The organism is Pontivivens marinum (assembly GCF_900231835.1).
Classification (GTDB): Bacteria; Pseudomonadota; Alphaproteobacteria; order Rhodobacterales; family Rhodobacteraceae; genus Pontivivens; species Pontivivens marinum.
Map to the genome: position 1 here is coordinate 153028 of NZ_OCTN01000006.1, position 6398 is coordinate 159425.

6 protein-coding genes and 2 pseudogenes are annotated in these 6398 nt (G+C 54.7%); 7 read left to right on the forward strand and 1 reads right to left on the reverse strand.

Features of this window, described 5'->3' with window-relative positions:
• Positions 1-19: 19 nt before the first annotated feature.
• Together CR254_RS14050 and CR254_RS18385 are read left to right on the forward strand one after the other, a co-directional pair.
• Positions 20-894: pseudogene (locus CR254_RS14050) on the forward strand (IS3 family transposase); the annotation flags it as partial.
• Positions 895-935: 41 nt separating this feature from the next.
• Positions 936-1689 (forward strand): annotated as a pseudogene (locus tag CR254_RS18385) (IS6 family transposase).
• A gap of 300 nt (positions 1690-1989) precedes the next feature.
• Here CR254_RS18385 and CR254_RS14065 read toward each other — a convergent pair.
• The gene (locus CR254_RS14065; protein WP_180956014.1) at positions 1990-2256 is read right to left on the reverse strand and encodes a hypothetical protein; all 267 of its coding nucleotides are present in this window, start codon (positions 2254-2256) and stop codon (positions 1990-1992) included.
• A gap of 45 nt (positions 2257-2301) precedes the next feature.
• Between CR254_RS14065 and CR254_RS14070 the strand changes: the two genes are divergently transcribed.
• From CR254_RS14070 to CR254_RS14090, 5 genes are all read left to right on the forward strand, one after another.
• Positions 2302-2955 carry a ParA family partition ATPase gene (locus tag CR254_RS14070; RefSeq protein ID WP_245851653.1) on the forward strand — a complete coding sequence of 218 codons (654 nt, stop codon included), beginning with the start codon at positions 2302-2304 and terminating at the stop codon, positions 2953-2955.
• Positions 2952-3206 carry a hypothetical protein gene (locus CR254_RS14075; RefSeq protein WP_097931055.1) on the forward strand — a complete coding sequence of 85 codons (255 nt, stop codon included), beginning with the start codon at positions 2952-2954 and terminating at the stop codon, positions 3204-3206. Before CR254_RS14070 ends, CR254_RS14075 begins: the two co-directional genes overlap by 4 nt.
• Positions 3207-3374: 168 nt before the next feature.
• The gene (locus CR254_RS14080) at positions 3375-5090 is read left to right on the forward strand and encodes an Eco57I restriction-modification methylase domain-containing protein (RefSeq protein ID WP_097931056.1); all 1716 of its coding nucleotides are present in this window, start codon (positions 3375-3377) and stop codon (positions 5088-5090) included.
• The gene (locus tag CR254_RS14085) at positions 5087-5824 is read left to right on the forward strand and encodes a PaeR7I family type II restriction endonuclease (RefSeq protein ID WP_097931058.1); all 738 of its coding nucleotides are present in this window, start codon (positions 5087-5089) and stop codon (positions 5822-5824) included. The genes CR254_RS14080 and CR254_RS14085 overlap by 4 nt, the downstream gene beginning before the upstream one ends.
• Before the next feature lie 9 nt (positions 5825-5833).
• Positions 5834-6322, forward strand: coding sequence for a DUF8370 family protein (locus CR254_RS14090; protein WP_180956015.1), 489 nt, complete (start codon positions 5834-5836; stop codon positions 6320-6322).
• Positions 6323-6398 lie beyond the last annotated feature (76 nt).

The window sequence follows — 6398 nt, forward strand, 5'->3', positions numbered from 1 at the left end:
GATGAACGAGGAGATTTCGATGAAGAAGACACGTTTTACCGAGGCCCAGATCATGGCCGTACTGCGCCAGATGGAGGGCGGTGTGCCTGCTGCCGAGCTGTGCCGTGAACATGGCATGAGCAGCGCCACGCTGTACAAATGGCGGGCGAAGTATGGCGGGATGGACGCCAGCCTCATCACTAAGATGAAGGCTATGGCCGAGGAGAACCGCCGACTGAAGCGCATGTATGCCGACGTCAGCATGCAGAATGACCTCCTGAAGGAAGCGCTCGGAAAAAAATGATACGGCCAGCTCAGCGCCGAGAGTTGGCCGTGAAAGCGGTGGCGATGAAGGGGGTCAGCATTGCGCTGGCGTGCCGAGCGTTCGACGTTAGTGAGACGTGCTATCGGTACAGCCCCAAGCCGGACGATGAGAACGAGCGGATCGCCGATCTTCTGCTCGGGCTGACGACGGCGAAGAAGACCTGGGACTTTGGCCTGTGCTTTCTGTACCTGCGCAATGTCCAAGGCCATGGCTGGAACCACAAGCGCGTCTACCGGATCGACCGCGAGCTGGAGCTGAACCTGCGGATCAAACCGCGCAAGCGTCTGAAGCGGGAAAAGCCCGAGGCGCTGGTGGTTCCAAAGGCTGCGAATGAGGTCTGGTCCATGGATTTTATGGCAGATCGTCTTGGGGACGGTCGCCAGTTCCGGCTGCTGAATGTCTTGGACGACTTCAACCGTGAAGGGCTGGGTATCGAGGTCGACTTCTCGCTACCCGCGGAACGCGTCGTCAGGGCGCTGAACCAGATCATCGAATGGCGCGGTGCGCCTCGAACCATTCGAGTCGACAACGGCCCGGAATATATCAGCGGCACCCTCATGGAATGGGCCGAAAACGGGACTGTTGCATTAATAGAAGGCTATGATCAATTTTATTGATTTTGAGGTCGGCCATGCCGCGTAAATCCCCATTTAAGCACCACCGGTTTGCACGTCAGATCATCCTTTGCGCTGTTCGGTGGTATCTGCGTTACCCGCTATCATATCAGGATGTGGTTGATCTGCTCGAGGAGCGTGGGATCAACGTGGATCGGTCAACCGTGTATCGCTGGGTGATCAAATTTGGCCCGCAGATTACCAAACGGACAGAGAAACGTCTGCGCCGCGCCAGCGTCGATTGGCACGTACCCTCTCGGCAGATCACTTTGTAATCGCCTGCCGGGTAATAGACGGAGACCTACATCCGTGTTAGCGGTAAGTGGCGTTACTTGTGGCGCGCCGTTGATGCCAATGGCCAGATGATCGATTTTCGCCTGACTACCAAGCGAGATGCAAAGGCGGCAAAAGCCTTTTTTGAATAAGGCGATTGAACGCGTAAGACTACATCGGCCGACGACTATCGTCACAGACAAAGCGCAAAGCTATCGACGTGTCATCCGCGAGATCAATCACCGTTACGATCCACATTTTGACAGCATCCGGCACATCGATCAGAAATGGCGGAACAACCGCATCGAGAGCGATCACGCAGCCATGAAACGGCTACTCGGATATCGGCAGAGCTTCCGGTCCTTGCGATCGGCCAAGGCGACCCTCAGCGGCATCGAGACAATCCGAACCATCAAGCGAGGTTACGTCCATCATAAAATATCAGGCGTCAAAGGTGAGATCGAATTCATCCGCAGACTGTTCGAGAACGCTGCATAACCCAACGCGCGCCCCAGAGTAGATCCACGGTAACAGAATTAACGCAACAGTCCCGATGACATTCGTGAACCGGCGCAGCGATAAGCCAAGTTTGGTGTCCCCTGCCCTTTCGGCCATCCGTCTGGATGCAGAAGTCTATCATGATGCACGGGACGCAGCTCCTGGATGGGACATCTATTTCCTCGAACGGGAGTGGCGGAGCTGGATGGTTGAAATGGAAAGCGATCTACCCCGCAATCCATCGAAGGCGTTTATTGGGTTTTGCCGAAAATGGTTCGAAACTCGCGGGCGACCATAGCATCAATGCAATGATTCATGCTTTACGCGTTGCATGCAAGTAGCAAAGATACCATCCATGCTTGGCAGTAAGCATGCGATGGCATTTTCTCGCTCGCTACCGGTCGTCTTGAACATCGCAAAGGCGATCTTGTCTGGTGTGATCCCCTTCTTGAGAAGACTATGCGCGAGCACGACGCCTGGGTGCAGGTCATCGACAGTTTGGCCTGTTGGGATGATAACCAGATCAGCAGCCTTCGCGATTTCCAATGTTTGTTCTGAGGCATTCATGCTAGCATGATTTTAACCAAAAAATAATATTGAGTCGCAGTATCAATGACATACATCGTAGGCATGGTTTCCCAAAAAGGGGGGCGTCGGGAAATCTACACTCGCACGCCTTATGGCGCGAGAGTTTGGGGCAGGGGCCTTTCAACTAAAATTGCTGATTTAGACACGCAGCAACAGACATGCACCAACTGGGCAGGGCGTCGTGCTGAGAACGGGATCGAGCCAGAAATTCAGGTGCAGAGTTTTGCCACGATTAAAAGTGCGCTCGAAGAAGCTGCGCGATTTGATGCGCTGATCTTGGACGGTAAGCCCAATGCCTCAGAACAAACATTGGAAATCGCGAAGGCTGCTGATCTGGTTATCATCCCAACAGGCCAAACTGTCGATGACCTGCACCCAGGCGTCGTGCTCGCGCATAGTCTTCTCAAGAAGGGGATCACACCAGACAAGATCGCCTTTGCGATGTTCAAGACGACCGGTAGCGAGCGAGAAAATGCCGCTGCACGGGACTACATCACACAGGCTGGCTATATGATCCTCGACGGCGAGGTCAGCGTGTCCACGGCTTATGGGTCAGCCTCCGACCAAGGCAAGGCGATCACAGAGACCTTATTTCGCTCCCTGAATGATCGCGCATCGAAGTTGGCGCAAAGTGTGATCGACCGGATGGTCGAACTGCAAGAAAGGCAGGTGGCATGATGGCGACCAACATTTCAAAGCTGAAGAACTCCAAAGGAGCACCTCCACCCGCTGAAGATACGAGCGATGTGATCGCCACAAACACGCGCGATGACGACAAGGCTCCGACGCGACCTCTTCAAGTCCGTGTGGCTGAAAGCGTCTTCGCAGAGTTTAGCGAACAAGCGGGTAGAGAGTTCGGCTTCACCCATGGCGCGAAAAAACAGCTTTTTCTAAAGATGTGGAAAGCATATAAAGCGCAAAACATGTAAGCATGATTGCATGCAATCATGCTTTTACGTATTTCAGAGAAGATGTCATCACACATTCAAGCGTGGATAAGTGCAATCTACATTTTGCGTTAAGCTGGCTTCCCATGTTCTAATAGTGCTATGAGTTTTCAAACGTTCCCTCAATGTTCGATCCAAGATGCAGGCCGCATGACGACACAGCTTTCGATCCGACCACAATTTGAGGGGTTCTGCCCAATCACCGAAGCTGTCGAGCAATTGGCAAGCGAGTCCAGCCTCGAGGAACGCGGCGCGATCTATACGAAGCGCGAAGTCGTAGATTTCATCCTCGATCTTGTCGGTTACGAGGCTGACAAGCCGCTGACGCGCTATCGCATCCTCGAGCCATCCTTTGGAGATGGAGACTTCATCCATCCAATCGTGGATCGGCTCTTGGCCGCTGCACAGCGCGAGTCCGGTGGATTGACGGTAAAACGTCTTAAGCCTGCGCTACGCGCCGTAGAGCTTCACCATGCGACCTACTTGAAACATCGAGCAAGCTTAGCAGATAAACTGCAAGAGGTCGGTTTCTCAGCTGCGGAGGCCAAAGAGCTTGTGACGGCCTGGCTGATCCAAGGCGACTTCCTGCTCTATGATTTCGACCACAAATTCACGCATGTCGTCGGCAATCCGCCATACATCCGGCAAGAGGTCATCCCGGACATCCTCATGGCTGAATATCGGCTGCGCTATGAGACGATTTTCGACCGGGCAGATATCTATATACCGTTCATCGAAAAATCGTTGAGTGCGCTCGAGCAGAGCGGACGCCTTAGCTTTATCTGCGCGGATCGCTGGATGAAAAATCGGTACGGGCGGAAACTGCGCGAAATGGTCAGCCGGGATTATGCGCTGTCCATCTACGTTGATATGGTGAACACGCCCGCATTTCATAGCGATGTGACGGCGTATCCGGCAATCACCGTAATCGAGCGGTCAAAAGAAAACCGAACCCGCGTCTTTGCCCAGCCGGAGATTGACCGCGATGCGCTGCGGTTATTGAGCCGCGATCTGACGGCCCACGAGCTGAGCAAGAACAGCGTCGTACATGAAATCCGGGATGTCGCCGTAGGGGCAGAACCATGGGTTTTGAGCGGGTTTGACGAGTTGGCCTTGGTCCGGCGGATCGAGGCGAAATTTCCAAAGCTGGAAGCGACGGGTTGTAAGGTCGGGATCGGCGTTGCGACCGGCGCGGACAAAGCTTTTATCGGAGACTTTGAAGGACTCGATGTCGAACCGTCCCGCAAGCTGCCATTGGTCATGACGAAGGACATCCTGACAGGAGAGGTTCAGTGGCAGGGCAGGGGGGTCATCAACCCGTTCGGTGATGACGGCAAGTTGGTGCGCCTCGAGGATTATCCTCGCCTGGCGCAGTATCTCAAAGAGCGGCGCGACGTGATTGCTGGTCGGCACGTCGCGACCAAAGCGCCTGCCAACTGGTATCGAACGATCGATCGAATTCATCCCGCGATCACCGGCCAGGAAAAGCTATTGATCCCCGATATCAAGGGCGATGCAGCCATCGTGTATGAACCTGGAAATCTGTACCCGCACCATAATCTCTACTTCATCACCTCGAGCACCTGGGACGTGCGCGCGCTACAAACGGTCATGAAATCTGGGATCGCGCGGCTGTTCGTCTCGCTCTACTCGACCAAGATGCGCGGGGGCTTCCTGCGCTTTCAGGCCCAATATCTACGCCGCATTTGCCTGCCATCTTGGGACACTGTCAGTGACGAGCTTAGAGCTACGCTCAAGATATTGTCGGAAACTGATGATCTAGTAGCCCGCAACGTGGCCGTAGCAGAGCTCTACGGGCTGTCTTCGGTGGATATGCGGCTTGTCGAGGGGAGTGCAGTGGCATGACACTCGATCTTGCGAACTTCGAAGACCAGGCGCGCCAGGCGGTCAAACTCTTCTGGGGCAACCGCGAAGCCGCGCTCGCGCGGCAAGCAGAGGCCGGGAACGTTGATGCCGGAACCCGAGGGGCGGTGACGGCGGGCAAGAACATGGACGGTTTTCTGATCATCGCCCAAAGCCTTATTGAGGCCAACGGCCTCAAAGACGCACAGATTTGCGTGCAGCAACGTGCTCTGACCCTGCCGGGATTCTATCGTCCTACAAAGCTGTGGGACATGCTGGTGATACATCGCAGCCAGCTCGTCGCCGCGCTCGAATTCAAATCTCAGGTCGGTCCCTCATTCGGCAACAACTTCAACAATCGCTGTGAAGAGGCCATCGGCACCGCCCACGACCTTTGGACGGCCTATAGAGAAGGGGCCTTCGGGGAGGACGCGCCGCGCCCGTTCCTAGGCTGGATCATGCTGCTCGAGGATTGCCCGAAGTCGAACACGCCGGTCTCGGACAAGCAGCCGCATTTCCCGGTCGATCCGGCGTTTCGTCAGGCGTCCTATGCGCAAAGGTACCACATACTCTGCAAGCGCCTGGTACAAGAAGGCCTCTACACGAGCGCAACCTTCCTCGCCTCACCACGCACAGCAGCTGCCGATGGCGCATATCGCCATATCGGCGACCTCACTTCACTTAGAACGTTCGTCACAAAATTTGCGGGTCATATCGCAAGCGTGGCAGCGAGGTAGATTTCATTCATGGCTCTTATTCGTCCGCGCTTTACAGAGTTTCATGACGTTTTCGTACCGCAGGCTGAGCTGGACTTCGCAATCCCGTTTCTAGACGAGGACATACCGCTATACGTCGATCCGTTCCTTTTGTGGCGCTCTCCCGGTCTGCAGGACAAGGGATTGCATCAAGTCATATTGGGGGCATTCAACAATCTTGGAGCTCTCTCAGGATCAGGCAATCAGGAGCAAGCGATTCAACAACTTATCGCTGCGTCGGAATGTGACGAAGTGGGGCTGGGAACGTCGGCAACGAAGAAAGGGACACGGATTGGGCGCGCCAAAGCAGAAGAGGTTCTCAACCTCTTCGAGCGCATACCTTACTATCGAGACCATGGCTTTCGTCACTTTGAGGAAGTCCAGCTCTTTATCGATGGCATTGGCAAAGATCGCATCAGCGACATCGCCTGTAATTTCATCAAGAGCTTCTTGATCGATTGTGGACCTGTCGCGGTTTGATGCCGCTCCTTTGATAGCATTTACTGCAACAAAGGAGACGGACTATGGGACTGAAACGGACGGACGAATTCCGCAA

What these genes read in the sequence shown, in the direction of transcription:
- CR254_RS14065 (WP_180956014.1), bottom strand. Translation starts at nt 2,256, where the DNA reads ATGAATGCCTCAGAACAAACATTGGAAATCGCGAAGGCTGCTGATCTG.
- CR254_RS14070 (WP_245851653.1), top strand. Translation starts at nt 2,302, where the DNA reads ATGACATACATCGTAGGCATGGTTTCCCAAAAAGGGGGGCGTCGGGAA.
- CR254_RS14075 (WP_097931055.1), top strand. Translation starts at nt 2,952, where the DNA reads ATGATGGCGACCAACATTTCAAAGCTGAAGAACTCCAAAGGAGCACCT.
- CR254_RS14080 (WP_097931056.1), top strand. Translation starts at nt 3,375, where the DNA reads ATGACGACACAGCTTTCGATCCGACCACAATTTGAGGGGTTCTGCCCA.
- CR254_RS14085 (WP_097931058.1), top strand. Translation starts at nt 5,087, where the DNA reads ATGACACTCGATCTTGCGAACTTCGAAGACCAGGCGCGCCAGGCGGTC.
- CR254_RS14090 (WP_180956015.1), top strand. Translation starts at nt 5,834, where the DNA reads ATGGCTCTTATTCGTCCGCGCTTTACAGAGTTTCATGACGTTTTCGTA.